At 51.4% G+C, this 24,322-nt stretch carries 23 protein-coding genes; 14 read left to right on the forward strand and 9 right to left on the reverse strand.

Translation table 11 applies throughout. From position 1 onward, the window contains the following. The first annotated feature begins 16 nt into the window (after positions 1 to 16). From SGBXF1_RS10085 to SGBXF1_RS10120, 8 genes are all read left to right on the forward strand, one after another. Complete coding sequence (locus SGBXF1_RS10085; protein WP_037420493.1) at positions 17 to 658, forward strand: helix-turn-helix transcriptional regulator; 642 nt, start codon at positions 17 to 19, stop codon at positions 656 to 658. 117 nt (positions 659 to 775) lie between these two features. Next, positions 776 to 1,978 carry a lipoprotein-releasing ABC transporter permease subunit LolC gene (lolC, locus tag SGBXF1_RS10090; protein WP_061807627.1) on the forward strand — a complete coding sequence of 401 codons (1,203 nt, stop codon included), beginning with the start codon at positions 776 to 778 and terminating at the stop codon, positions 1,976 to 1,978. Further along, positions 1,971 to 2,675, forward strand: a complete 705-nt coding sequence (gene lolD, locus SGBXF1_RS10095; protein WP_020826458.1) for a lipoprotein-releasing ABC transporter ATP-binding protein LolD — start codon at positions 1,971 to 1,973, stop codon at positions 2,673 to 2,675. Before lolC ends, lolD begins: the two co-directional genes overlap by 8 nt. Next, positions 2,675 to 3,922, forward strand: coding sequence for a lipoprotein-releasing ABC transporter permease subunit LolE (lolE, locus tag SGBXF1_RS10100; RefSeq protein ID WP_037420498.1), 1,248 nt, complete (start codon positions 2,675 to 2,677; stop codon positions 3,920 to 3,922). The genes lolD and lolE overlap by 1 nt, the downstream gene beginning before the upstream one ends. A gap of 55 nt (positions 3,923 to 3,977) precedes the next feature. After that, positions 3,978 to 4,898: an N-acetylglucosamine kinase gene (nagK, locus tag SGBXF1_RS10105; protein WP_061807625.1), complete on the forward strand. Its 921-nt coding sequence runs from the start codon at positions 3,978 to 3,980 to the stop codon at positions 4,896 to 4,898. Between the two features lie 11 nt (positions 4,899 to 4,909). Next, a complete protein-coding gene (gene cobB / locus SGBXF1_RS10110) occupies positions 4,910 to 5,746 on the forward strand; it encodes a Sir2 family NAD+-dependent deacetylase (RefSeq protein WP_061807624.1) in 837 nt (278 codons plus the stop codon). 253 nt (positions 5,747 to 5,999) lie between these two features. Beyond that, entirely contained in the window at positions 6,000 to 7,229 is a 1,230-nt protein-coding gene (gene pepT, locus SGBXF1_RS10115) for a peptidase T (protein ID WP_186428305.1), read from the forward strand. Between the two features lie 85 nt (positions 7,230 to 7,314). Next, positions 7,315 to 8,403, forward strand: coding sequence for a malate/lactate/ureidoglycolate dehydrogenase (locus tag SGBXF1_RS10120; RefSeq protein WP_186428306.1), 1,089 nt, complete (start codon positions 7,315 to 7,317; stop codon positions 8,401 to 8,403). Between the two features lie 51 nt (positions 8,404 to 8,454). On the opposite strand, the gene SGBXF1_RS10125 is transcribed toward SGBXF1_RS10120, so the two are convergent. The 3 genes from SGBXF1_RS10125 to phoP form a co-directional block, all read right to left on the reverse strand. Further along, positions 8,455 to 9,576, reverse strand: a complete 1,122-nt coding sequence (locus SGBXF1_RS10125) for a ribosomal protein uL16 3-hydroxylase (RefSeq protein WP_130380326.1) — start codon at positions 9,574 to 9,576, stop codon at positions 8,455 to 8,457. An 84-nt stretch (positions 9,577 to 9,660) separates the two neighbouring features. Then, positions 9,661 to 11,118, reverse strand: coding sequence for a two-component system sensor histidine kinase PhoQ (phoQ, locus tag SGBXF1_RS10130; protein ID WP_037420513.1), 1,458 nt, complete (start codon positions 11,116 to 11,118; stop codon positions 9,661 to 9,663). Positions 11,119 to 11,123: 5 nt separating this feature from the next. Continuing rightward, complete coding sequence (gene phoP / locus SGBXF1_RS10135) at positions 11,124 to 11,795, reverse strand: two-component system response regulator PhoP (protein WP_020826469.1); 672 nt, start codon at positions 11,793 to 11,795, stop codon at positions 11,124 to 11,126. A 411-nt stretch (positions 11,796 to 12,206) separates the two neighbouring features. Here phoP and pdxR point away from each other — a divergent pair, with 411 nt between their 5' ends. The 3 genes from pdxR to SGBXF1_RS10150 all read left to right on the forward strand — a co-directional run bounded on the left by pdxR (position 12,207) and on the right by SGBXF1_RS10150 (position 15,020). Next, positions 12,207 to 13,730, forward strand: a complete 1,524-nt coding sequence (pdxR, locus tag SGBXF1_RS10140; RefSeq protein WP_186428487.1) for a MocR-like pyridoxine biosynthesis transcription factor PdxR — start codon at positions 12,207 to 12,209, stop codon at positions 13,728 to 13,730. 115 nt (positions 13,731 to 13,845) lie between these two features. Next, a complete protein-coding gene (locus SGBXF1_RS10145) occupies positions 13,846 to 14,298 on the forward strand; it encodes a GNAT family N-acetyltransferase (RefSeq protein ID WP_037420566.1) in 453 nt (150 codons plus the stop codon). Between the two features lie 20 nt (positions 14,299 to 14,318). Beyond that, entirely contained in the window at positions 14,319 to 15,020 is a 702-nt protein-coding gene (locus tag SGBXF1_RS10150; RefSeq protein ID WP_130380330.1) for a GNAT family N-acetyltransferase, read from the forward strand. 45 nt (positions 15,021 to 15,065) lie between these two features. Here the strand turns inward: SGBXF1_RS10150 and purB are convergent, their stop codons facing one another. From purB to rluE, 6 genes are all read right to left on the reverse strand, one after another. Continuing rightward, positions 15,066 to 16,436, reverse strand: a complete 1,371-nt coding sequence (gene purB, locus SGBXF1_RS10155) for an adenylosuccinate lyase (protein WP_061807620.1) — start codon at positions 16,434 to 16,436, stop codon at positions 15,066 to 15,068. A gap of 22 nt (positions 16,437 to 16,458) precedes the next feature. After that, complete coding sequence (gene hflD / locus SGBXF1_RS10160) at positions 16,459 to 17,085, reverse strand: high frequency lysogenization protein HflD (RefSeq protein WP_061807619.1); 627 nt, start codon at positions 17,083 to 17,085, stop codon at positions 16,459 to 16,461. A 2-nt stretch (positions 17,086 to 17,087) separates the two neighbouring features. Then, a complete protein-coding gene (mnmA, locus tag SGBXF1_RS10165; RefSeq protein WP_037420569.1) occupies positions 17,088 to 18,191 on the reverse strand; it encodes a tRNA 2-thiouridine(34) synthase MnmA in 1,104 nt (367 codons plus the stop codon). A 95-nt stretch (positions 18,192 to 18,286) separates the two neighbouring features. After that, the gene (locus SGBXF1_RS10170; protein WP_037420524.1) at positions 18,287 to 18,733 is read right to left on the reverse strand and encodes an NUDIX hydrolase; all 447 of its coding nucleotides are present in this window, start codon (positions 18,731 to 18,733) and stop codon (positions 18,287 to 18,289) included. Positions 18,734 to 18,742: 9 nt separating this feature from the next. Beyond that, a complete protein-coding gene (locus SGBXF1_RS10175) occupies positions 18,743 to 19,078 on the reverse strand; it encodes a lysozyme inhibitor LprI family protein (protein ID WP_037420527.1) in 336 nt (111 codons plus the stop codon). A 21-nt stretch (positions 19,079 to 19,099) separates the two neighbouring features. Continuing rightward, on the reverse strand, positions 19,100 to 19,726 hold the full coding sequence (gene rluE, locus SGBXF1_RS10180) for a 23S rRNA pseudouridine(2457) synthase RluE (RefSeq protein WP_186428307.1): 627 nt from the start codon (positions 19,724 to 19,726) through the stop codon (positions 19,100 to 19,102). Positions 19,727 to 19,858: 132 nt separating this feature from the next. Here rluE and icd point away from each other — a divergent pair, with 132 nt between their 5' ends. From icd to SGBXF1_RS10195, 3 genes are all read left to right on the forward strand, one after another. Further along, positions 19,859 to 21,112, forward strand: coding sequence for an NADP-dependent isocitrate dehydrogenase (gene icd, locus SGBXF1_RS10185; RefSeq protein WP_012006449.1), 1,254 nt, complete (start codon positions 19,859 to 19,861; stop codon positions 21,110 to 21,112). 234 nt (positions 21,113 to 21,346) lie between these two features. Further along, a complete protein-coding gene (locus SGBXF1_RS10190; protein ID WP_186428308.1) occupies positions 21,347 to 22,246 on the forward strand; it encodes an HNH endonuclease in 900 nt (299 codons plus the stop codon). Between the two features lie 253 nt (positions 22,247 to 22,499). Continuing rightward, the gene (locus SGBXF1_RS10195) at positions 22,500 to 24,002 is read left to right on the forward strand and encodes a PIN domain-containing protein (protein ID WP_186428309.1); all 1,503 of its coding nucleotides are present in this window, start codon (positions 22,500 to 22,502) and stop codon (positions 24,000 to 24,002) included. Positions 24,003 to 24,322 lie beyond the last annotated feature (320 nt).

Genomic DNA, 24,322 nt, shown 5'->3' on the forward strand with positions numbered 1-24,322 from the left:
TCAAATGGTTAAGTTGATGAGCGATATCAAGCAGGAAAACGCATTGTTACTGCGTGAAGCGGAAAAAATAGTCCAGGCATTGGGGGCCATGTTTGCACCGAGTTGCGAAGTGGTGCTGCACGATCTAACGCAACCAGGACGCGCCATTGTCGCTATCGCCAATAACCTGTCTAACCGTAGTATTGGCGATGCAGCTAGCGAAATGGGGTTGGAACGTATTGCCTCGCCGGATTTCCCTGATGTGGTACAGAACTATGCCAATGCTTTCCCGGATGGACGTCCGGCTAAGAGCACGTCAATCGGTTTGCGTAACAGCCAAGGGGTTTATGTGGCCGCAATCTGCCTCAACCTGGATGTCTCTATCTTCAACAGTGCGACCGCCATCCTGCAACAGTTAACGGCAGTGGTGCAAAGTGCGCCGCAGCCGGTGGCTGAAGGGGCGCGCTCGCTGTCGGACATCGCCTCAGTGATCAACAATTTTGCCGCCTCCTGTGCGACTGCGCCACGGGCGCTCTCTTCCGAACAGCGTTTTCAGGTGATCCAATTGCTAAAGCAACAGGGGTATCTGCAACTGCGCGGCGCAGCCACCATGGTAGCGGAAGCATTGGGTATTTCGCGGGTCTCGGTTTACAACCTGTTAAAGCGAGATGCCGGGTGACCTGCTGCTGTTAGCGCGATCGGCGGAATAAAAGGCATCAGGGTGGTTCCCTAAACGGGGTATAGCCTTTATTATCCTTGATCACTTTGCTTAAGCTACGGCCACAAAACGGATTTCATGTATCAACCTGTCGCGTTATTCATTGGCTTGCGCTACATGCGCGGGCGGGCCTCAGACCGCTTCGGGCGGTTTGTTTCCTGGCTTTCCACCATCGGCATTACGCTGGGGGTGATGGCGTTGGTTACCGTATTGTCGGTGATGAACGGTTTTGAAAAGGATCTGGAGAACAATATTCTCGGTCTGATGCCGCAGGCGTTGATCACCAGCCCTCAGGGGTCGATCAATCCTCAGCAAATTCCCGCCTCGGTGGCGCAGGGTCTGCAGGGCGTCAGCCGCGTTGCGCCGTTAACCACCGGTGACGTGGTACTGCAAAGCGCTCGCAGTGTTGCGGTCGGCGTTATGTTGGGGGTAAACCCGGACGAAGCTGATCCATTGACGCCGTTTCTGGTGAACGTCAAACAGCAACTATTGCAGCCGGGCCAGTACAACATCATCCTTGGTGAACAGCTCGCTGGGCAGCTTGGCGTCAAACGTGGCGATCCGCTGCGGGTGATGGTGCCGAGCGCCAGCCAGTTTACGCCTATGGGGCGCATTCCGATTCAACGCCTGTTTACTGTTGTCGGCACTTTCCATGCGAATAGTGAAGTTGACGGTACCCAGATGCTGGTCAATCAGCAGGATGCCTCACGCCTCTTACGTTATCCGGCAGGCAATATCACAGGATGGCGTTTGTTCCTGCAGCAGCCGCTGACGGTTGACACTCTTAGCCAACAAAAATTGCCTCAGGGCACCGAATGGAAAGACTGGCGCGAACGTAAAGGCGAGTTGTTCCAGGCTGTGCGTATGGAGAAAAACATGATGGGGCTGTTGCTCAGCTTGATCGTGGCAGTGGCGGCGTTCAACATCATTACGTCGCTCGGTCTGCTGGTGATGGAGAAGCAGGGTGAAGTCGCCATTTTGCAAACACAGGGCCTGACACGTCGACAGATCATGTCGGTGTTTATGGTACAGGGCGCGAGTGCGGGCATTATCGGTTCGTTGCTTGGCACGCTGTTGGGTGTGTTACTGGCGACCAACCTGAATAATCTGATGCCGATTCTCGGCGCATTGATTGACGGCGCATCGCTGCCGGTGGCGGTTGATCCGCTACAGGTGACGATCATTGCCGTGGCGGCGATGGCGGTTTCTCTGTTGTCCACGCTTTACCCTTCATGGCGCGCTGCCGCCGTACAACCCGCTGAGGCTTTACGTTATGAGTAACCATCTTTTGTTGCAGTGTGACAACCTGTGCAAGACCTATCAGGAAGGCAACCTGCATACCGACGTACTGCGCAATGTCAGTTTTGCTATGCAGCCGGGCGAGATGATGGCGATTGTCGGTAGCTCTGGCTCCGGCAAAAGTACCTTACTGCACCTGTTAGGGGGCCTGGATTCTCCAACGTCCGGTGAGGTCATCTACAAAGGTCAGTCACTAAATACCTTGTCTTCGGCGGCCAAGGCCGAGCTGCGCAACCGCCAGCTTGGTTTTATCTATCAGTTCCACCACTTGTTGCCGGACTTTACTGCACTGGAAAACGCCGCTATGCCGCTGTTGATCGGTGGCATGAAGCCGGCACAGGCGCAGGAAAAAGCGTTAGAGATGCTGACGGCGGTCGGCTTGGCAAAACGCAGCAAGCATCGGCCTTCAGAATTGTCCGGCGGTGAGCGTCAGCGCGTGGCCATTGCGCGTGCGTTGGTGAATAACCCGTCGCTGGTTTTAGCGGATGAACCGACCGGTAACCTGGATAAACGTACGGCTGACAGCATCTTTGATCTGCTCGGTGAGCTGAATGTACGCCAGGGTACGGCGTTCCTGGTGGTGACCCATGACCTGCAATTGGCGAAACGGCTTAGCCGCCAATTGGAAATGGCCGACGGCCATCTGCAGGCCCAGTTGACCCTGTTGGGGGCTGAGTAATGGCAGGTGCGTCACTTTCCTTCCTGACGGCTCTGCGTTTCAGCCGTGGGCGCAAGCGCGGTGGCATGGTGTCGTTGATCTCGGTGATCTCCACCATAGGTATCGCACTTGGCGTTGCCGTGTTGATTGTTGGCCTGAGCGCGATGAACGGTTTTGAGCGCGAACTGAAAAACCGTATTTTGGCCGTGGTGCCACACGGTGAAATTGAACCGGTGAAACAACCTTTCAAAGACTGGCCATCAATTCTACAGCGAGTGGAAAAGGTGCCAGGCATAGCGGCTGCGGCCCCTTATATCAACTTTACCGGCCTGATGGAAAATGGCGCGCAACTACGTGCGGTCGGGGTTAAAGGGGTTGATCCGCAGCAGGAAAATCAACTTAGTGCGTTGCCGAAATACGTTCAAGGTGACGCCTGGGCTAATTTTAAAAGCGGTGAGCAGCAGGTGATCCTGGGCAAGGGCGTTGCTGATGCATTGGGCGTCAAGCAAGGCAGTTATGTGACGGTGATGATCCCCAACAGCGATCCGCAAATGAAGCTGCTGCAACCGAAGCGTATCCGTTTACATGTCACGGGTATTTTGCAGCTCAGCGGCCAGCTTGATCACAGCCTGGCGATGGTGCCACTGGCTGACGCCCAGCAGTATCTGGATATGGGCGACAGCGTGACGGGCATTGCCATCAAGGTTAACGATGTGTTTGCCGCCAACAAGCTGGTGCGCGATGCCGGTGAAGTCACCAACTCTTATGTTTATATCAAGAGCTGGATTGGTACCTATGGCTACATGTACCGTGATATTCAGATGATTCGCGCCATCATGTATCTGGCAATGGTGCTGGTGATCGGCGTTGCCTGCTTTAATATCGTTTCTACGCTGGTGATGGCGGTGAAAGACAAGAGCGGTGATATCGCGGTGCTGCGTACTCTGGGTGCCAAAGACGGCTTTATTCGCGCCATCTTTATCTGGTACGGCCTGCTGGCTGGACTGGTGGGCAGCGTCAGCGGTGTCGTGGTTGGGGTTATCGCTTCATTGCAACTGACCAACATCATTAAAGGGCTGGAAAAACTGATGGGGCATTCATTCCTGTCGGGTGATATCTATTTCATCGACTTCCTGCCTTCGGAGCTGCACTGGCTGGACGTGTTGATTGTACTGGTGACGGCGTTGGTGCTCAGCCTATTGGCTAGCTGGTATCCGGCCAGGCGTGCCAGCCGTATCGATCCGGCACGCGTATTGAGCGGACAATAATCAAAATCAGGGGAGGCAGCGATGCCGCCCCATTTTTTTAGCCTAAGGGTGGGTTATGTACTACGGTTTCGATATGGGCGGCACCAAGATTGAGCTGGGCGTGTTCGATGCAGACCTACAACGCATTTGGCAAAAAAGGGTGCCGACACCGCGTGACGATTATCAGCAATTGCTGACTACGTTACGCGATCTGACCTTTGAAGCCGATGCGTTCTGTGGCCAAAAAGGTAAGGTAGGCATCGGTATTCCGGGGCTACCCAACGATGATGATGGCACGGTGTTCACCGCCAACGTACCCGCGGCTATGGGACAACGACTGCCACACGATCTGGCTGAACTGATTGACCGTGAAGTGCGTATTGATAACGACGCCAACTGTTTTGCACTGTCAGAGGCCTGGGATGACGAATTCCGCCACTATCCGACGGTACTGGGTATTATCCTTGGTACTGGGGTTGGTGGTGGGTTGATCGTCGATGGCAAAGTGGTCTCCGGCCGTAACTATATCGCCGGCGAATTTGGCCATTTCCGCCTGCCGGTGGATGCGCTTGAAGTGCTGGGGCATGATATACCTCGCGTCCCTTGTGGTTGCGGCCATCAGGGTTGCATTGAAAATTACATTTCTGGCCGCGGTTTTGAGTGGATGTACGCTCACTTTTATCAGCAGCACTTGCCTGCACAGCAGATCATTGCGCATTATCAGTCGGGTGAGCCGCAGGCAGTGGCTCATGTCGAACGTTTTATGGATGTTCTGGCGATATGCCTGGGCAATTTACTGACCATTATTGATCCACATCTGGTGGTGATCGGTGGCGGGTTATCGAATTTTGAAGCCATCTACCAGGCGTTACCACAGCGTTTACCTGCGCATCTGTTGCGGGTGGCCAAGTTGCCACGCATTGAAAAAGCGCGCTATGGGGACGCGGGTGGCGTACGTGGGGCTGCGTTCCTCAATTTGGTTCACAGGGAAAAGTAAGGAGAGAGTTAATGCACACTCGCCATCGGCTGTGTCAGTTTCGTAAGAGTAAGCATGTGCTGCATCAGCGCTTTCGTTCGCGGATTTTTCATCGCGATACCATGGCGGCGGCTGAGCTGAAAAAGCCGTTTGTCGTGGTGTTAACCGGGGCCGGGATCTCGGCTGAGTCGGGCATTCGTACTTTCCGCGCCGCAGACGGTTTGTGGGAAGAGCACAGTGTGGAAGATGTCGCAACGCCGGAAGGCTATCAGCGTGATCCGCAACTGGTGCAGGCGTTTTATAATGAACGCCGTCGGCAGCTACAGTCGCCGGAGATTGCCCCTAACGCGGCGCACCGCGCATTGGCGGATCTGGAAGCCTGGTTAGGGGATAACTTCCTGCTGGTGACGCAGAATATCGATAATCTGCATGAGCGTGCCGGCAGTTCACGTGTGTTGCACATGCATGGTGAACTGTTGAAAGTCCGCTGTACCAGTTCAGGGCAGGTATTTGATTGGCCGGAAGATCTCAGCGTGGATGATCGCTGCCATTGCTGCCAGTTCCCAGCACCGTTGCGGCCACACGTGGTGTGGTTCGGCGAAATGCCGCTGGGCATGGATGAAATCTATCAGGCGCTGGCCAAAGCCGATTTCTTTGTAGCCATTGGCACTTCGGGTCATGTTTACCCGGCTGCAGGTTTTGTCCACGAAGCACGCTTGGGCGGGGCGCACACCATGGAACTGAATCTGGAGCCAAGCCAGGTAGAAAGTCAGTTTGATGAAAAACACTATGGTCCTGCCAGTGCGGTAGTACCACGATTCGTGCACAAATTCCTGGTCGGGAAAGTCGAAAGAGCCGATCAACCTTAACGCCGATTTCAGGGCGCGGCCTGTTGCGCCCTGAATTCTCTAATTATTACCTCAACGTTTTCCTGCTTACCCACTTCGTACTCGCGTTCTACCGATATTGTCCAATGTTTAGCTATTGATGAACGAACGCGCACACCTGTAATTATCACTGCAATTAATGATTTCCGTTAAATCTGGGTAAAAATGACCTGTCTCAATATTTGATCCTGACCGGTTCCGCATAATGAGACGCGATATTCTGAGGGCGGATACCATGGATAAACTACTAGATCGCTTTTTTAACTACGTCTCATTCGACACGCAATCTAAAGCGAACGTCAAACATGTGCCGAGCACCGACGGGCAATTGAAGCTGGCGCGCGCGTTGCAGCAGGAAATGATTGAATTGGGGTTTGAACGGGTGTCGCTCAGCGAGCACGGCTGCGTCATGGGCACCTTGCCGGGGAACGTTGCCTGGCCCGTACCGGCAATTGGGTTTATTTCGCATCTGGATACATCGCCGGACTTTAGCGGTAAGCATGTTAATCCGCAGATCGTCGAAAATTACCGCGGTGGCGATATTGCCCTCGGTATCGGCGATGAAGTGTTGTCACCGGTGATGTTTCCGATCCTGCACCAAATGTTGGGGCAGACACTGATCACCACCGACGGTAAAACGCTACTCGGTGCTGATGATAAAGCGGGTATTGCTGAGATATTGACCGCCATGGTGCGGCTACAACAGCGTAAGATCCCACACGGTGATATCCGCGTAGCCTTTACGCCGGATGAAGAGGTCGGTAAAGGCGCACGGTTTTTTGATGTTGCAGAATTCAATGCCGAGTGGGCCTATACCGTAGATGGCGGCGGCGTTGGTGAACTGGAGTGTGAAAACTTCAATGCGGCATCAGTAACGGTGAAAATTGTCGGCAATAATGTGCACCCGGGGAGCGCTAAAGGGGTGATGGTGAACGCACTGTCGCTTGCGAGTCGTATTCAACAAGCATTACCGGCGGATGAAACCCCGGAAACCACCACGGGCTATGAAGGGTTTTATCACCTCAGCAGCCTTAAAGGGAGTGTTGAGCGTGCCGAAATGCACTATATCCTGCGTGACTTTGAGCGTGACGGTTTTGAAGCGCGCAAACGCCGGATGATCGAAGTCGCTCAGCAGGTGGGTAAAGGCCTGCCACGGGATTGTTATATCGAGGTGGCGATCGAAGACAGCTATTACAACATGCGCGAACAGGTGGCAGAACACCCCCATGTGATTGCGTTGGCGCAGCAGGCAATGCGTGACTGTGATATTGAACCGATCATGAAGCCGATTCGTGGTGGCACAGATGGTGCACAGTTATCGTTTCGTGGTCTGCCGTGTCCGAATCTGTTCACTGGCGGTTACAACTACCACTGCAAGCATGAGTTTGTTTCCCTTGAAGGGATGGAACAGGCGGTGGCGGTCATTATGCGCATTGCAGCACTGACGGCCGAACGCGCCAAATAACACCGATCACGATTATTATAATTGCTTGCCGTAACAATGATTTGCTCCTAGTGTGAGATATATTTCCAGCACAAGGAGCCGTATCATGAGCACTGAACACCGTATCGATCGCCAATGCCTTGAACAGTTTGTACAGGCTATTTGGCGCCATGCCGGCAGTACGGAGCGTGAAGCCGCGCTGGTGGCGGATCATTTAGTGCAGGCTAATCTGGCTGGGCACGATTCGCATGGCGTAGGCATGATCCCAAGCTATATGGCATCGTTGGCGCAAGGGCATCTACAACTGAATGTTCATGCTCGGGTGGTGCGCGATGCGGGGGCCGTGCTGACGGTTGACGGTGGTCAGGGGTTTGGCCAGGTGGTGGCTAGCGAAGCGATGGATAAAGGGATTGAGCGCGCCCGGCAATTGGGGCTGGCGGCGGTGGCGCTGCATAACTCACACCATATTGGCCGTATCGGTCACTGGGCTGAACAATGTGCACGTGCCGGTTTTATCTCCATTCATTTTGTCAATGTGGTGGGCGATCCGATGGTGGCGCCGTTCGGCGGCAGTGATCGTCGCTTCGGCACCAACCCCTTCTGCGTCATTTTCCCCCGTGCAGATAAAAAACCACTGCTGTTGGATTTTGCCACCAGTGGCATTGCCTTTGGTAAAACGCGCGTGGCTTACAACAAAGGCCAGAGCGTCGCACCTGGTTATCTGATTGATCAGCACGGTCAACCAACGACTGAACCTTGTGTGATGCACGAACCGCCATTTGGCTCGTTGTTGCCATTTGGTGCACATAAAGGGTATGCGCTGGCCACATTGTGCGAAATTCTCGGTGGGGCGCTGTCCGGCGGGCGTACGACGCATAGCGCCACGCTGAAATCCAACAGCGATGCCATTTTCAACTGTATGACGACCATCATCCTCAACCCAGAAGCATTCGCTGCGCCGGATATGCAGAATGAAGCAGAGGCGTTTATCGACTGGGTGAAGGCTTCACCTCCAAGCGATGGGCAACCTATTGCCGTACCCGGTGAATGGGAAGAGGCGAACCGTGAGATGCGATTGCAGCAGGGTATTCCGATAGATGCCAATACCTGGCAGCAAATTTGTGCGGCCGCGCAACAGGCGGGCATGCCGGACAATGAACTGGAAAACTACCGTGTGAAGGCGTTGCTGAGATAAATCAAGCCACCCGCCGAAAAGCGGGTGGCTTGATTGAGAAAGTACTTAGCTTCAGTCTTTGAAATACCAGTAGCCGTTATTAACCAGTGCGGTCAACAGCGCCAGGAATGACGGATCGTCAACCGCGTCGCCGAGCATGGCAGCATCAACGCTGAAATTCTGGCACATTGCATCGGCAGCCTGCAGATGCTCGGTATCCATCAGTTCACCGTTCACAAAGCACTGGTCACCAACGCGTAATACGCGCAGGCCGCCCAGACGTTGTAATGGCTCACCCTGTTGCAGCAGTTCGTAAATTTCCCCAGCCTGATAAGGGGGTTCCGGTGGTGCCGCGTCCAGTTCGTGGCGCGTCTGGGAGATAAACTCGCCGAACCACTGCTGGAAGTGCTCAGGTTGCTGAACCAAATCCAACATCATCTGGCGTAGCGCGTCGACTTCCTGTGGTAACACCTCTGCTGGGTGTTCACGTAGTTGAATATCTGGATCGCTGTAGCGTTTGCTACCCAGCTCGCGTGCCAGTACGTTGTCGGCAAAGCCGCTGATCAGCTCACGACCATTAGGTGCCCGGAAGCCTACTGAGTAATTCAGTGCATTCTCCAGCGCGTAACCTTCATGTGGGAAACCTGGTGGAATATACAGAATGTCACCCGGTTCCATTTCTTCATCAATAATGGCGTCGAAAGGTTCCACCTGTAGCAAATCAGGGTGTGGGCAATGCTGTTTCATCGGCACTTTTTCGCCCACACGCCAGCGGCGGCGGCCCGTGCCCTGTATGATAAAGACGTCGTACTGATCAAGGTGAGGACCAACGCCACCGCCAGGGACCGAGAATGAAATCATCAGGTCGTCCATCCGCCAGTCAGGCAGTTGACGGAATGGGCGCATCAGTGCGCTGGAAGGCTCATGCCAGTGATCCACTGCTTGCACCAGCAGTGACCAGTTGTTCTCGCTCAGGTGGTCAAAACTCTCGAAAGGCCCGTGCGCAACCTGCCAGCGGCCGTCCTGGTGGCTAACCAAACGGCTGTCCACTTCGTTTTCCATCGCCAGCCCAGCCAGCTCATCCGGGGAAATCGGATCGATAAAGTTTTTGAAGCCGCGCTTCAGAATCACCGGACGCTTTTGCCAATAACGTTGCAAAAAATCGTTCCAGTCCAGATCTAATTGATAATCCATGTTCTATTCCAGGATAGAGGAGTGAGCCTGAGTGCGATTATAACGGAAGATTGGCCCCGTGGATCGGGGCCTGAACAACAGAATTTACTCGTGATGGTGGGAATCGTGCTGGCGAGCGAACGTGACCTGCATGCGAGCACCTCCCAACGGGCTATCGCTAATGGTGATAGACCCGTCGTACTGCTCAATGATCTCTGCCGCTACCGACAATCCCAGGCCCTGACCGGGGCGAAGCGTGTCTACCCGCTGACCGCGTTGGAAGATCAGCTCGCGTTTGCTTTCCGGAATGCCTGGGCCATCGTCGTCGATGACGATAGTGAGGAATTTATCGGAGTGGAGGGAGGTGATTTCAACGAACTCCAGGCAGTATTTACAGGCGTTTTCCAGCACGTTGCCCATGACTTCCATAAAGTCGTTTTTCTCTCCCATAAAGGTCACTTCTGGTGAGATATCCAGCGTGATCACCACGCCTTTACGTTGATACACCTTGTTCAGTGCGACGGTGAGACTGTCCAGCAGTGCAGGGACCGAATGGATTTCACGCGTCAGTACCGTCTGCCCCGAGTTGATACTGGCACGGTGCAGGTAGTAACCAATTTGTTGGGAGATACGACTGATCTGATCGAGCATGATCGGCTCGACTTCCTCAATCGTGGTCTGTTTGCCGGTACGCAGTGAGCGTAATGTGGTTTGCAGCACCGCCAACGGCGTCTTCAGGCTATGCGTCAGATCGGAAAGTGTGGTGCGATATTTGGTGTAGCGTTGACGCTCGTTACGCACCAGAATATTCAGATTGCGCACCAGCCCGCGCAACTCACTCGGGGGATTCTCGTCGAGTTGTTCACGTTCACCGTTTTCCAGTTCTCCGACTTGATTGACCAACGCCTTGATAGGGCGCAGGCTCCAGTAAGCCGCCAACCACAACAATGGCACCACCAATAGCAGGTTGGCCAGCAGCACATAGCTGAACCATTCCCATACTACGTCCGAGCGCTGGAGCTCCTGTGGAATGGTGTCGACCACCACGATGCTCAGTGCCGGTAATCTTGCTGTTGCTGCGTAGGTGTTGACCGCCACGGAGTGGGTCAGTGCGTTTTGATCATTGTCGTCATAATCCTTGAGCTGATCTTGCGCTTTGGGGTTGTTGCCCAGCACTTCGCTACTGATACGGGTATCCGTATCAATTTCGTAGAAGCCGGACTCCTCCAGCCACTCTTTATTGATGCGCTTTTCCAACTCTGGCACCTGACGCTGGCTCCACAACAGATTGCCTTTATCGTCGTAAATGAAAACCAAAGTAGGAAAGTTGAGATCAATATCCGGTGGAATGGCGATGGTTAACTTGTTGTTATTCCATTGGGCCAGGCTGAAGAACAGATTGCTTTCACCGCGTAGCAAACGAAAGGCGGTTTTGTCGAAACTGACGATATAACCCACCACTGCCACCAGACCATAAGACAGCGATAGCGCCAGGATCACCCCGGCGGTTGCCATCAGAAAGCGGGCGCGCAGTGAAAACGGTTTTTTATCCTTGCTGAACATGATGTTCACTTCGCATCAAAACGATAGCCCTGGCCACGTACTGTGGTGATCACTTCCTGCGGGTATTCCGCCTGCAGTTTTTTACGCAAGCGCCCCATCAGCACGTCGATGGTATGGCTTTCACGCAGTTCAGCATCCGGATACAGTTGCAGCATTAAGGAATCTTTGCTGACCACCTTGCCAGCGTTACGAATTAAGGTCTCGATAATCGTGTATTCAAACGCGGTCAGTTTGATTTGCTGTTCGTTGACGCTGAGCTCGCGGCGCGAGAGATCGATTTGGAACGGCGGTAAAACGATGACCTGTGAAGCAAGGCCGCTATTGCGACGCATCAGCGCCTGCATGCGGGCAATGACTTCTTCCAGATGGAACGGCTTGGTGACATAGTCGTCGGCACCGGCTTCCAACACGGCCACTTTGTCTTGCCAGCTCTCACGCGCCGTCAGCACCAGAATCGGCAGCTTCATCTGGTGGGCACGCCAGCGGCGGATCAGGCTCAGGCCGTCTTCACCGGGCAGGCCGAGATCGACAATGGCGATGTCCGGCGCATGTTCTTGCAGGAAATAGTCGGCTTCCTTGGCATCTTCCGCTGCATCAACCTGGTGGCCCATTTCACGCATCTGTACAGAGAGGTGGTGGCGCAACAAACCATTATCTTCAACAACCAGTACTCGCATGACGGACTCCTGTAGATTGGCGGGTGAACATCCTGTCACCCGCGCTATAAAAGGTAACACGCTCTTTGGCGCATAAGGGATAGCGCGGCGACCTTACCCATCTGATCGTGTTGACGTTATGGTAGGTATAACCTGCACTTATCGCAAGGGACGCAGAGCCTTGGTTAAAAATAAGCGCTATCTATTTTTTGTACGTCGCCATTATCGGCAACGCCCAATAAACGCAGGATAAACAATGGCGGGGCAAAGCTAAACCAAACTTAAACAAACGAGGCCGTTAGCAGGAAAGCCAAGGCCTTTTGATAACGTTACGCCAGGACGGGTATCGCGCTGTTCGGTTGTGACATAATTCCCTGTATTACAGTACCTATTCGTGTGGGCAACATTGGCCTACTTTTGACCCGGAGCACTATGAAGCTCAGTAGCGATAATAAGCAGCACGCATCTCAGGATGCGATACACGTGACTTTTTACCGGCATTTACGGCAAGGAATGACGCGTAGAGCCGCGCTGCATCTGACGATTAAGCAGCTCGTGATCGCCGGGACGCTGGGTTATTTGGCGAAACTGCCACCCAGCAGGGTGTTGGCTGCGCGGCTGACTATTTCGCGTGATACCGTTGAATTAACCTACGCCCAACTGGAAGCCGAAGGCTACATTGCTCGCGCCGTAGGTCGTGGCAGCTTTGTCAGTTACCAGCAAAATACGTTGATCGGTCGCGAGTTGCTGGCGTCTGAGAATGCGGAAAGTACCCTTTTGTCAGAACGAGAGCTTAGCGTTCATGGCCGCTCCTTACTGGTTGCCGCACATGCTCCACACACTCGGCGTAGTGGTGCACTGACCCCCTCATTGCCCGATTTGCGCTTGTTTCCCATCGAAAGCTGGCTTCAACTGGAAAGGCTGGCTGTGCGTCAGGGAGCCGAGCCTCTGCTTGGCTATGCCGATCCCCAAGGACTGGTGGAGCTAAGAGCGGAAATCATTGAGTATCTGCGGCGTGAAAGGGGTGTTAAAGCCAGCGCAGATCAGGTCATTGTGGTGACCAGCTCTCAGCAGGCGTTATCATTGTGTACTCAGGTACTCTTTAATCCCGGTGACAGAGTTTTTGTTGAAGAGCCAGGCTACCAAGGGGCCAAAAAATTGGCTCAGTCTGCGGGACTAATCACCCATCCGATCGCTGTGGATCAATCCGGTATGGATATTGATGCGCTGATTCAGACGGAGGAGGGAGGGCGAGGTGTTTATATCACGGCCTCTCATCATTATCCCTTAGGCCATTCACTCAGCATTGAAAGAAGGCTGAAGCTTTTGGCGTGGGCGCAACATGAAAAAGCCTGGATTATTGAAGATGATTACGACTCAGAATTTAATTATAACGGCCTGACGACCGCCTCATTGCAAGGGTTAGATCAATATCAACGCACTTTATATATCGGTACGTTCAGCAAAACGTTATTTCCTGGCTTACGTATTGGGTTTCTTATCGTTCCGCAGGCGTTAATTAAACCTATGGTGGCGGCGAAGCAATTTCAGGATGGTTATACGTCTGCGTTACCACAAATGACGTTATTCAAATGCTTAAGTGGTGATTTTTATGCCGAGCATTTAAGAAACATGCGCAAGATATATCAGGCCCGGCTTGAGATCCTGCATGCCGCGGTGCATCAGTACCTTGGCACCTGGACTCAACCGAGATTGCCGCAGGGCGGCCTACAGCTGGTGTGCCCGTTGGTAGACGCAGCCACTGAGCGGCGGTTGATTCATGCCGCCGAGGCCCAAGGAATGAAAATCTACGGGCTGATTGACTTCTATACCAACTCTCCTACTAAAGGTGCATTGGTCTTCGGCTTTGCTGCCTACACCCCGGATGAGATTGTAAAATTTATCAAAAGGTTATCATCTATTTTTAGCGAACTTTCAGCACCCGCTTCAGAATGATAGTGCCGCTAAATTGGTCTGCTTGCTGTTGTTAATTGGTCTGTATTCAGCCCGCATTGGTGGGTGTATCCTGCTGGTATTACGTTATTTTTTCTCAGGAAATCAGCGAGGATCTATGCTTCCAGTTAACAATGAAGTTGTAGTGCGAAAAATACAAAGCGATGACAAATCACAGTGGTTGGATCTTTGGCAAGGGTACCTTCATTTTTACCGTGCGGAAGTTTCAGCACAGGTCACCGATCATACCTTTGAACGGTTATGCGAAGGGCATCAGGTTTATGGCCTGGTGGCAGAAGATAAAGACGGCACATTATTGGGGTTAATGAATCTGATTTTTCATCCATCCACCTGGAGCTCTGTCGGTTATTGTTATATTGAAGACCTTTATGTTTCTCCGGCAGCGCGTGGTAAGAAAGTGTCCGAAAAATTATTTGAGCAAGCTTATCTGTTGGCAAATGAAAAAGGAAGCGACCGGGTTTATTGGATGACGCAGGAATATAATGCTCCGGCTCGTTCGCTGTACGATAAAATAGGCAAAAGAACGTCGTTCATTGCTTACGAACGTTAACGGCAAATCGCGGAGGCTTTATGGTGATCAATCAATTCGGTCAGCCGGTGGGTGAGCCATTAACCGATTGGCAAGCGGCGAAACGGCCTACAGGGGAAATGATGGAAGGGCGCTTTTGCCAGTTGAAACGGCTTGAGCCACAGCGGGATCATGCCGCGTTATTCCATGCCTTCCAGCAGGCGCCGGATGGCCGAGATTGGACGTATTTGTCGATAGAGCGGCCTGAGAGCCCAGAGGCCATGCTGCAACATCTGACAGCGTTACAGGCGAATCCTACACTGGTTAATCTGACGGTGTTTGACTGTTCAAGTCAGCTTCCTGTTGGAACGGTTGCCTATATGCGTATCGACGAAGGTAACGGCGTGGCGGAGATTGGTCATGTCAGTTGGTCACCCGCGATGAAGCAGCGCTCGAGCGCCACCGAAGCGATTTATCTGATGTTGCGACACCTGTTTGAAGACTTGGGTTATCGCCGCTGTGAATGGAAGTGCGACAGCCATAACGCACCCTCCAAACAGGCAGCTGCGAGGTTTGGTTTCAACCATGAAGGCACGTTCAAGTACGCGGTGATCACCAAAGGTCGCAGCCGGAATACCGATTGGTTCGCCATCACGGTTGACCGCTGGCCGGCAATCAAAGCCGGGTTTGAACAATGGTTAAATCCCGATAACTTTAATGCGCACGGGCAGCAGAAAAAACGATTGCAGGATTTTATGGCATAAAAAAGGCGGCCAAACGGCCGCCTTTTTTAGCGCGAAACCAAACTGTTACTTCAGCTCATCAACCATGGTCGCGGCGCGACCAATGTAGTTAGCGGGAGTCATAGCTTTCAGGCGTGTTTTCTCTTCTTCTGGCAGTGCCAGCCCATCGATAAACGCTTGCATGCCAGCGGCATCCACACGTTTGCCGCGAGTCAGTTCTTTCAGCTTCTCATACGGCTTTTCGATGCCGTAACGGCGCATCACTGTTTGGATAGGCTCGGCCAGCACTTCCCAGTTGTGATCCAGCTCGTCCAGCAGGTGTGCCTGATTCACTTCCAGCTTGCTGATGCCTTTCATGGTCGCCTGATAGGCGATCAATGCATAACCCAGGCCAACACCCAGATTACGCAGCACAGTGGAGTCGGTCAGGTCGCGCTGCCAGCGGGAAACCGGCAGTTTACTGGCCAGATGGCCCAGTACTGCGTTTGACAGGCCCAGGTTGCCTTCGGAGTTTTCGAAGTCAATCGGGTTAACCTTGTGCGGCATGGTAGAAGAACCGATTTCACCGGCGATGGTCTTCTGCTTGAAGTGATTCAGGGCGATGTAACCCCAGATATCACGATCGAAGTCGATCAGGATGGTATTGAAGCGGGCCACACAGTCAAACAGTTCTGCAATGTAGTCGTGCGGTTCAATCTGCGTGGTGTACGGGTTCCAGGTGATGCCCAGTGACGTAACAAACTCTTCACTGAAGACATGCCAGTCCACTTCTGGGTAAGCGACGATGTGGGCGTTATAGTTGCCGACAGCACCGTTGATTTTACCCATGATTTCCACGCGCTCAAACTGACGGAACTGACGTTCCATACGGTAGGCGACGTTGGCGAATTCTTTCCCGACAGTAGACGGGGTTGCCGGCTGGCCATGGGTACGGGACAGCAACGGAATATCGCGGTATTCCAGCGCCAGGCCCTTGATCGAATCAATGATTTTACGCCAGTACGGCAGTACAACATCCTGACGCGCAGTTTGCAGCATCAGTGCGTGCGACAGGTTGTTGATGTCTTCTGAAGTACAAGCAAAGTGGATAAACTCGGACACCGCCTGCAGGGCAGGGATTGCTTCCACTTTTTCTTTCAGGAAATACTCAACCGCTTTCACGTCGTGGTTGGTGGTGCGTTCGATAGTCTTGATACGCTGCGCGTCTTCTTCGCTGAACTCTGCAACGATTTTGTCGAGGAAAGCGTTTGCGTCGGCGTCAAAAGCCGGAACTTCCTTGATTTCTGCGCAGGCGGCCAGTTTTTGCAGCCAACGTACTTCAACCTGCACGCGGAATTTCAGCAGACCGTATTCGCTGAAAATGGCGCGCAGTGCGCTGACTTTATCACCGTAGCGTCCATCAACGGGTGAGACGGCGGTCAGTGAGGATAATTCCATCGGTAGCAACTCCTGGGATCTATTAACAATGAGCAACGATATTTTGCGCCTGTTTGAACAGACGATTACGGGAAAACATTAACTGCAGGCGGCTGCCGCCAACCTGTTGCCACAGCACGGCGGCGCGGATGCCCGCCAGCAGTGTGGCACGAACCTTGGCCTGCACCTGCGGGTTTTGCAGGATAGCCGGTGAACCTGTCACCTGGATGCGCGGCCCGAGCGGACTGACCACGTCGACATAAATGCCGGCCAGTGCGCTGATAATTGTGTCGGATTCCAGATCAAAATGCGCCAGCTGACGTTCAAGTTGACCAAGACGTTCCCCAAGCTGATTCATGGCCTGTTTATTGGCGTTGAGTTTGCGCTCAAGCACCATCAGGCTGATGGTGTAGCGGGTCAGTTCGGCGCCCAACCCTTTATTATTGGCATTGAGCACACTCATCAGTGTCTCAAGACCTACTTTCAGATTACGCTCTTCACCGCCGAACACCGCCAGCGTTGAGGAGGGATCCATCTGCAGCAGGCTGCTCAGCGAGGTATGAAAAGCCTCGCGATCGCATTGGCCTTCGTGTGCCAACTGCTGGACCATACGCGCGGCCTGGCTGATTCCGGCCATTGCCAGCGTAATGTCATAATAATTCTTCGCCACGATTACTCCTGTAAACGCTGTTCGATAATGCCGCCGCCGAGGCAGATTTCATCCTGATAGAACACGGCAGACTGGCCTGGGGTGACGGCGGCGACCGGCTCGTCGAAACGCACTTCAATACGTTCTTCGTCAAGCGGGGTGACGGTGCATGGAATATCCTGCTGGCGATAACGCGTTTTCACCGTGCAGCGGAAGGGGCCAGTCAGTGGCAGACGATCGACCCAATGTAACTGCTGTGCGATCAGGCCGACGGACATCAGGCGCGGATGCTCATGCCCTTGGGCGACCACCAAAATGTTGTTGGCAACGTCTTTGTCGACGACGTACCACGGATCTTCACTGCTGTCCTTCATGCCGCCGATGCCCAGCCCTTTGCGCTGGCCAAGGGTATGGTACATCAAGCCCTGATGTTCACCGACTGTCTGGCCGTCGACACTGACGATTGGGCCAGGTTGTGCAGGCAGGTAACGACCGAGGAAATCACGGAATTTGCGTTCGCCGATAAAACAGATACCGGTGGAGTCTTTTTTCTTGGCGGTGACCAGTTCAAGCTGTTCGGCAATGCGGCGCACCTCTGGCTTTTCCAGTTCACCAACCGGGAACAGGCTTTGCGCAACCTGCTCGTGGCTGAGGGTGTAGAGGAAATAGCTCTGGTCTTTGTTGCCGTCGACACCGCGCAGTAAGCGGCTTTTACCATCCACGTCCTGGCGACGTACGTAGTGACCGGTAGCGATAAAATCAGCGCCCAAATCTTCTGCGGCGAATTCCAGGAACGCTTTGAATTTGATTTCTTTATTGCACAGAATGTCTGGGTTCGGCGTGCGGCCAGCTTTGTACTCTTCCAGGAACAGTTCAAAAACGTTGTCCCAGTACTCTGCTGCGAAATTTACCGTATGCAGTTCGATACCGAGTTTGTCGCATACTGCTTGCGCATCGGCCAAGTCGGTCGCTGCGGAGCAATATTCTTCGTCATCGTCTTCTTCCCAATTCTTCATAAACAGCCCAGCGACCTGATAGCCCTGTTGCTGTAACAGATAGGCAGTAACGGAAGAGTCGACGCCGCCGGACATACCGACGATTACTTTTTTCTGGCTGTTGTCTGACATGGGGATCTCACGAACTTGAACACGAACCGTGCTGATAAAAAACAAGCGCAGGATTTTACCACGTTGGCCGCGCCGGCGCACGGCACTTATTCATCTCAGAACGGCCAGTTATAGCTGCTGACCAGCGACAGTGGATAACGTTCCGGCTGTTGATAACAACGAACACTTTCCGCGACCAGCGCAGAACGCAGGTTGGGGGCCTGCAATATTTCGTCGGCAGTCAGCCACAGACAGCGATCGATATCGCTGTCGTGAGGCTCTGTCGGCAGTTGTTGCTCCAGCTCGATAACAAAGCAAAAGCGCAGAAACGGCGTGTTGTCCGGTGCGATCCACTGATGCAGCTTGAGGAATGACTGCGGCGTGGCGCGGATGCCGGTTTCCTCCCACAGTTCGCGTTCGGCGGCCTGTACCAAGGTTTCGTCAGCTTCGAGATGACCGGCCGGTTGGTTCCATAATGCCTTGTTGTTGATGGTCTCTTCGACGATCAAAAACTTACCCGCGGCGTGAACCACGCAGGCAACGGTAACGTGCGGTTTAAACATAGCGGCCTCTTACAGCGGTTTGTTAATGTGCTGATAGATATCATCCAACTCGGCGATGCGGGTTTTGTAGCTGGCTGACAGGCAATTGACGTCACTACCGCACAATTTACGTTGCTCCAACCAGCTTTGTTGCTGGTCTAGCATATCCCCGCGAACCCCCATGGCGAACAGACCATGCAGAAACTGGTATTTGGTGGCCATTTCCACATCTTTGTCGCTCAGCGTACGGCTGGCGCAGATTGCTTTTTCATCGGCGTTGACGGCTTTGGCGCAGTCGAAACTGGCAGCCTGTGCGGCAGAGACGGAAAGCAGAGTGGTGAACAGTAGCGCGGTTAATGTTTTCATCGTTGCTGCTCCATAGGCCAATTACAGTGAATCGAGGGTTTTCCATTCACCGGGTTGCAGTTCACCCAATGAAATATTGCCCATACTGTAGCGAATCAGTCGCAGAGTAGGAAAGCCGATATGTGCAGTCATGCGACGTACTTGGCGGTTTCTGCCTTCATACAGGGTGATTTTTAGCCAGGTGGTGGGGATCGATTTGCGTTCGCGGATGGGTGGGGTGCGTGGCCACAACCATTGTGGTTCGGCAACCAGCTCCACACCGGCAGGCAGCGTGGGGCCGTCTTTGAGCGTGACACTGCTACGCAAGGGGGCCAGATCGCTTTCCTGCGGCGCCCCTTCCACTTGCACGTAATACACTTTGCCGGTGCGTTTACCCGGCTGAGTTAGCTGTGCCTGCAGTTTGCCGTCATTGGTTAATACCAATAATCCTTCGCTGTCGCGATCCAGACGTCCGGCGGCGTAAACATCAGGAAAAGGAATGAATTCTTTCAGTGTCGTGCGGCCTGCTTCATCGGTGAATTGCGGTAGCACGTCGAATGGCTTATTGAATAACACGACGCGACGCGGCCCCTGTGCTACAGCAGGTTTGGCGGGCTCAGGCTTGCTGAATCGTTTAACTTTGTGATTTTTAACAGAGAATTTTTTCATAACAGTTGAGATTACGGATGATAGGCGCATTATAACCGAATCCGTTTCGGATTGGCGCGGACAGAAAATTCCAGTAGTATCTACACGCATCTTACAAAGCATTAACAAAAATTGCGCTTGAAGGAGAGGTTGATGGAAAGCAAAGTAGTTGTTCCGGCAGAAGGTAAAAAGATTACGGTCGATGCCCAGGGTAAACTGGTTGTTCCGAATAACCCGATCATTCCGTTTATCGAAGGCGACGGTATTGGCGTTGACGTTACCCCTGCTATGATTCACGTGGTTGATGCAGCTGTGAAAAAAGCCTACCACGGCGAACGTAAAATCTCCTGGATGGAAATCTACACCGGCGAAAAATCCACTCACGTTTACGGGAAAGACGTTTGGCTGCCGGAAGAAACCCTGGATCTGATCCGTGACTACCGCGTTGCCATCAAAGGCCCGCTGACTACCCCAGTCGGTGGCGGTATTCGCTCCCTGAACGTGGCTCTGCGCCAGCAACTGGATCTGTACGTGTGTCTGCGTCCAGTGCGTTACTACCAGGGCACCCCAAGCCCGGTTAAACAGCCAGAGCTGACCGACATGGTGATCTTCCGCGAAAACGCCGAAGACATCTATGCAGGTATCGAATGGAAAGCCGGTTCTGCCGAAGCAGACAAAGTGATCAAATTCCTGCGCGACGAAATGGGCGTGAAGAAAATCCGCTTCCCAGAGCAATGCGGTATCGGTGTGAAACCATGCTCTGAAGAAGGGACCAAACGTCTGGTTCGTGCAGCGATCGAGTACGCTATCACCAACGACCGTGACTCTGTGACTCTGGTTCACAAAGGCAACATCATGAAGTTCACCGAAGGTGCCTTCAAGGATTGGGGCTACGAACTGGCACGCGAAGAGTTCGGCGGTGAATTGATCGACGGCGGCCCATGGCTGAAAATCAAGAACCCGAACACCGGTAAAGAAATCGTTGTTAAAGACGTGATCGCCGATGCCTTCCTGCAGCAAATCCTGCTGCGTCCGGCTGAATACGACGTGATCGCCTGTATGAACCTGAACGGTGACTACATCTCCGACGCCCTGGCTGCACAGGTTGGTGGTATCGGTATTGCACCAGGTGCCAACATCGGTTCTGATTGTGCACTGTTCGAAGCGACCCACGGTACTGCACCTAAGTATGCTGGCCAGGATAAAGTGAACCCAGGTTCCATCATCCTGTCTGCAGAAATGATGCTGCGTCACATGGGCTGGTTCGAAGCGGCTGACCTGATTGTTAAGGGCATGGAAGGCGCAATTGCCGCCAAGACCGTGACCTATGACTTCGAACGCCTGATGGAAGGCGCTAAACTGCTGAAATGCTCAGAGTTTGGCGACGCTATCGTTAAACACATGTAATGATGTTTTAGCGTTGAATGATAACGGGAGCCTGATGGTTCCCGTTTTTTATTATTCAAATTGCAACGGTTATCAAAACATTATCAAAATAAGTTATCAAAACGCGGCCATTTTGGCGCCTTTCAGCGTATAGACCTAAAGGTTGAGCTGCGTCTAAACTTTGCTATGAAATGGACGATAAACTACCTGCAACTGCATTTTTGGGCATGAGATAAAATTCTACAAGGAGTGTTAATGAGCTTTTTTTGGGTGAATATTGGTAGCAGTTTTAATGAGGTTAAAGAACATAATTTCCTCTGGGCTCCGCAATATGGCATGAATAAGCATGGGAAAAAGTTTAATAATGCCTCTTGGGAAACAGTGAAGGATGTAAAAGTAGGTGACGTTATCTTTTGTAATAAGGATCGAGAGATTGTCTATGTAGCGACTGCTACAGCCGATGCTGATGATGCACCGCGGCCACCTAATCGATCTTTTGATAAGTGGGAGCGTGAAGGAACCAAGGTAGATGTAGATTTGACCGTTTTAGAGCATCCAATCGATATTTTGCAGTTCAGAGATACGTTTATGGCTGTGTTTAATGAGTTAAGTCGGCCAACAGTTTTTGCTGAGAACGGGTTTTGCACGCAGACCTACATGTGCGAAATACCCGAAACTGCAGCAAAAATGATAGCAAGTTTTATTAACGATAATATTTCAATAGACTTCAATAAACAGACTGCCACGGTGAAAGAGGCGAGAGGAAGTACTAAATCAACAGTCATTCAGGCTCGCGTTGGTCACGGTCCCTACCGCGATAAATTATTTAAGAAGTGGGGCGGAAAATGCGCGGTAACAGGCATTGCGCTTGAGTCAATGCTAACCGCGTCCCATATTGTTTCGTGGTCTATCTCAAATGACAAAGAGAAAGTTGACCCTTACAACGGATTCCCCCTCATTCCTAACCTGGACAGATTGTTTGATCGGGGTATGATCAGTTTTGATGATAATGGGTACTTATTGCACAAGAAAGAATTTGCAAGTCTGCTTCGTGATTTAAAAATTCCCTTGGACTCAAAAATTGATGGGCTGTTTGGTGAGAATAAAGAATACTTAAAACGGCACCGCATAACGTTTGGGTTTGAGAAAGAGTAAAAGCTTGAGGGGGACCCTCAGTTTATTAGTTCAGACTCGACACGGCACAGAGTCAAACCCAATCCGACAGGCAGCTCTGTGCCAGAAGCGGACCTGGATAAAAGATTGTTATGTCGATTTACAAGGAGAACAGGTCAGGAACATGTGATATTTTTTAACCTGACACCTGAGAGTACAATAATTATCTTTTAATAGTTATTTGATAACCATTATCATTTTCTCTTCAGACAAAATCGAACAAGTTGAGGTTTTAATGAGCAAAAAGCTGTATTTATTTCCCGACACAAACATTTTTTTGCAATGCATACCCTTATCACAGGTGAATTTTTCTGAAATCACTAATTGTGATGAAGTCTGTGTCATCATTACAAGGCCTATTCAGCAAGAGATTGACCGTCAGAAAGGGCAAGGGAATTCACGTCTATCAAAAAAAGCGAAGAACGCTGCTAGCCTATTTTCTGAAGTAGTGGATTCACCTAACATGACTCTTGTTATCCGTGAACGTTCGCCGCGCGTTTTTCTTACTATGGATTTAAGTCTGAAACCATCTGATCAGTTATCTGAACAACTGGATTATCAGGAGGCCGACGATCGCTTTGTAGGCATTGCGGCAGGATATTGTGCTGCCGATAAAGATCATGAAGTGGCAATTATTACCAATGATAGCGGTCCGCGTTTTTCTGCGATAAAACATAATATCACCTGCTACAAAGTACCTTCTTCCTGGATGCTTGCCGCTGAGACAGATGAAAAGGATAAACAAATTAAATTGCTGGAGACTAGGCTGAAGCAATTGACTCAGTCCATGCCTGAATTCAACATTAAAGTTGCTGACGATGAGCAATTAGAGGTTTTATTTCCCTATTATACAGCCTTGTCTGAAGATGAGCTTAGCAAATTACTTTTTCGACTAACTGATGCATTTCCATTAGTGACAGATTTTAGTAAGGAACAAACCAACTCACAATCTTTTACATCCTTAGAAAAAAGCCTTAAGACAATTAATGGACAAGAGTATGTTCCAGTCTCAGCAGATGAAATTGCACTTTATAAGGATATACGTTATCCGGAATGGCAAAAGCAATGTGAGGAAATGCTGAAAATCTGTCATGAGCATCTCAATCCGAAGGTAATTAAAAACCCATTGTCATTTTTGCTGCGAAACACAGGTTATGCTATCGCTGAACGGGCAGTAGTAACGTTTACAGCAAAGGGGGAATTTGTTCTATGTGGCAATAGTTGGAAGATAAGGGAAATTTTTTCTGAAAGCAAAGAGATCGATTTACCTTCAGCACCTACTGCACCGAAAGGGAAATGGCGTAGTATATGGAGCGTAGCAGAAAAAATGGCTTTCGCGCGGGATGTTCCAATGTCAGATATAATTTCTAGACACTATAATTCCTTATTGCCTCATATTCCAGCTGCGAGAGATAAAAACGATTTTTATTACAAAAATATGAGTGACCTGCCTGTTAAAGCCGTATCACTGGAATGCGAAGAGTGGCGTCATCAAATCGAAGAAGAAGAATTCCCATTGTTAATATATACAGCCAACAAGCCTAAGGAGATGACTGGTGCGATTGAAGTTCGGGTTGATGCAAATAATCTTCTTAACCCGATAACCAAAACATTTAAATTAAAAATAAATATTGAAGAACAAAGTGCATTTTCAGTCGTGATGAAAATGGTGCATACATTCATTCAGGAGCAACAAAGCAAAAAACAGTTATCTCTTAGCGAATTACTCAAAAACTGAGGGTTTTATTCCCTCAGTACAATGTAGTAGTTACCTATATATATAGCTATTTCCTGAATATTTCCAAATATCAGTGACAGGATGACAAAACATTCCAATATTCTTTGCAGGCTTCAGATAAACCCTATCGAAGCCTATTTCTTCAAGAATTCTACTTCCGTTTTTCGCTCATAGCTGTCCTAAGCTATTCCTGAGGCGGCTTAGAGCTAACCGGGTTAACCAAAATTGAATATTTATAACACAATCAATCGCCTACTGCGCAAAGGCTTTGATCTTTGCCGTTTGCATAGGTGTAAATTAAGTTGTCTAATTTGATGCAA

The organism is Serratia grimesii (assembly GCF_900186025.1).
Lineage (GTDB): Bacteria > Pseudomonadota > Gammaproteobacteria > Enterobacterales > Enterobacteriaceae > Serratia > Serratia grimesii.

Excerpts from the sequence above, each read along its gene's own strand:
- phoP (WP_020826469.1), bottom strand. The coding sequence starts at position 11,795 with ATGCGAGTACTGGTTGTTGAAGATAATGGTTTGTTGCGCCACCACCTC.
- lolD (WP_020826458.1), top strand. The coding sequence starts at position 1,971 with ATGAGTAACCATCTTTTGTTGCAGTGTGACAACCTGTGCAAGACCTAT.
- SGBXF1_RS10170 (WP_037420524.1), bottom strand. The coding sequence starts at position 18,733 with ATGTTTAAACCGCACGTTACCGTTGCCTGCGTGGTTCACGCCGCGGGT.
- pepT (WP_186428305.1), top strand. The coding sequence starts at position 6,000 with ATGGATAAACTACTAGATCGCTTTTTTAACTACGTCTCATTCGACACG.
- SGBXF1_RS10175 (WP_037420527.1), bottom strand. The coding sequence starts at position 19,078 with ATGAAAACATTAACCGCGCTACTGTTCACCACTCTGCTTTCCGTCTCT.
- icd (WP_012006449.1), top strand. The coding sequence starts at position 19,859 with ATGGAAAGCAAAGTAGTTGTTCCGGCAGAAGGTAAAAAGATTACGGTC.
- lolE (WP_037420498.1), top strand. The coding sequence starts at position 2,675 with ATGGCAGGTGCGTCACTTTCCTTCCTGACGGCTCTGCGTTTCAGCCGT.
- phoQ (WP_037420513.1), bottom strand. The coding sequence starts at position 11,118 with ATGTTCAGCAAGGATAAAAAACCGTTTTCACTGCGCGCCCGCTTTCTG.
- SGBXF1_RS10145 (WP_037420566.1), top strand. The coding sequence starts at position 13,846 with ATGCTTCCAGTTAACAATGAAGTTGTAGTGCGAAAAATACAAAGCGAT.
- nagK (WP_061807625.1), top strand. The coding sequence starts at position 3,978 with ATGTACTACGGTTTCGATATGGGCGGCACCAAGATTGAGCTGGGCGTG.
- SGBXF1_RS10195 (WP_186428309.1), top strand. The coding sequence starts at position 22,500 with ATGAGCAAAAAGCTGTATTTATTTCCCGACACAAACATTTTTTTGCAA.
- mnmA (WP_037420569.1), bottom strand. The coding sequence starts at position 18,191 with ATGTCAGACAACAGCCAGAAAAAAGTAATCGTCGGTATGTCCGGCGGC.
- rluE (WP_186428307.1), bottom strand. The coding sequence starts at position 19,726 with ATGAAAAAATTCTCTGTTAAAAATCACAAAGTTAAACGATTCAGCAAG.
- cobB (WP_061807624.1), top strand. The coding sequence starts at position 4,910 with ATGCACACTCGCCATCGGCTGTGTCAGTTTCGTAAGAGTAAGCATGTG.
- SGBXF1_RS10190 (WP_186428308.1), top strand. The coding sequence starts at position 21,347 with ATGAGCTTTTTTTGGGTGAATATTGGTAGCAGTTTTAATGAGGTTAAA.
- purB (WP_061807620.1), bottom strand. The coding sequence starts at position 16,436 with ATGGAATTATCCTCACTGACCGCCGTCTCACCCGTTGATGGACGCTAC.
- SGBXF1_RS10085 (WP_037420493.1), top strand. The coding sequence starts at position 17 with ATGAGCGATATCAAGCAGGAAAACGCATTGTTACTGCGTGAAGCGGAA.
- SGBXF1_RS10120 (WP_186428306.1), top strand. The coding sequence starts at position 7,315 with ATGAGCACTGAACACCGTATCGATCGCCAATGCCTTGAACAGTTTGTA.
- SGBXF1_RS10125 (WP_130380326.1), bottom strand. The coding sequence starts at position 9,576 with ATGGATTATCAATTAGATCTGGACTGGAACGATTTTTTGCAACGTTAT.
- pdxR (WP_186428487.1), top strand. The coding sequence starts at position 12,207 with ATGAAGCTCAGTAGCGATAATAAGCAGCACGCATCTCAGGATGCGATA.
- SGBXF1_RS10150 (WP_130380330.1), top strand. The coding sequence starts at position 14,319 with ATGGTGATCAATCAATTCGGTCAGCCGGTGGGTGAGCCATTAACCGAT.
- lolC (WP_061807627.1), top strand. The coding sequence starts at position 776 with ATGTATCAACCTGTCGCGTTATTCATTGGCTTGCGCTACATGCGCGGG.